The following is a 1,247-nucleotide window of genomic DNA, read 5'->3' on the forward strand; positions in this document are numbered from 1 at the left end:
CCGCTCGGGCCGCGGCTGGCGGTGCTCGCGCTGGTGCCGATCGGCGCGTTGCGGCTGTTGTGGTGGCTCGGCGAGCGGTCGGCCCGGGCGTTCGAGGCGTTCCCGGCCGCGCGTGGGCAGGACCGCAGCAGCGGTGGGGAGGACCGGATCGACCGCCGGGGCTTCTGGAACGACGCGCTCGTGGTGCAGCGACTGCGGGCCATCCACGTCGGGGTCGGGCTCGTCACGGTCGATGTGATGCTGCTCGGCGCACAGCTCCACCGACATTCCACGGCGATCGCGTACGCGCTCTTCGTCGCCGCCTGGTTCCTGCTCGCGGTCTGTGCCGTCCTACTCTGCCTGCCGGCCCGCTTCGGGGAGGGGCCGGAACGGGGGCCGGGAGACCTGCGAGGTACCCGGACGCTGCGGCTGGCCTCCTACGGGGTCACTGTGCTGGCGTTCGGCTACACCGTGGTGCCGTTGGAGCCGGAGCCGCCGAGCGGGCAGTTGCCCGGGTACGAGGGCGCCGTGGCCGCGTTGATCGCGGTCCAGGCCGCTCTGCTGGTTGCCCTCGTCATCGCCACCGTGCACCAGCGGCGACGCAGCCAGAACGCCGGCTCGTCGTGGCTGGGTGGGCTGGCCACCCCGGTACTCGCCTCTGCCGCGGTCGCCGCCGGCTACGGGTTCGCCGCCGCCCTGGTATACCGGGTCGCCGACTTTCTCGACCGCGGAACGATACCGAATCCGGCCCGGCCGAACGTGCCCGGCGCGCCACCGCTGGAGCCGCCGGTCTCCTACCGCTGGGCGGCACTCGCCGGCCTGGTGGCGGTCATGGCCGTCGCCGCGACCACGCTCTGGCAGCTCGCGGCGACCCGGCGTCGTCGCCGCCGCCTCGCCGACAAGATCGTTGAGCGGGACTTTCCCGATCCGCCGCCGGACGCCCTACCCCGACGGACCACCGTCCGGGAGATCGTCGCCCGGGCCGCGCTTGCCGAGCAGCTCAGCCCGGTCTTCATCCTGTTCCTGGTGTTGTCGCTGCTCGGTGTCGCCACCACCGCGCTGGACGTGGCCGGCATCGGACCGTCTGACCTGAGCGCGAGGCTGGCGCACACCGATGGCACGGCGACCACCGACCTCGCGTTCGCCACCGACGTCGGGATCTACGTCATCGGTCTGGTCGCGCTCGGCATCGTCGTGCTCGGACTACTCTCCTACCGCTCAGAAGGAACCCGCCGCACCGTCGCCGTCATCTGGGACCTCGGCACCTT

Annotated in this window: 1 pseudogene; it reads left to right on the forward strand. The window is 72.7% G+C overall.

Annotation, left to right across the window (positions count from 1 at the left end):
* Positions 1–1,247, forward strand: a pseudogene (locus tag C1I95_RS33990) (hypothetical protein); the annotation flags it as partial.

The organism is Micromonospora craterilacus (assembly GCF_003236315.1).
GTDB classification, from domain to species: domain Bacteria; phylum Actinomycetota; class Actinomycetes; order Mycobacteriales; family Micromonosporaceae; genus Micromonospora; species Micromonospora craterilacus.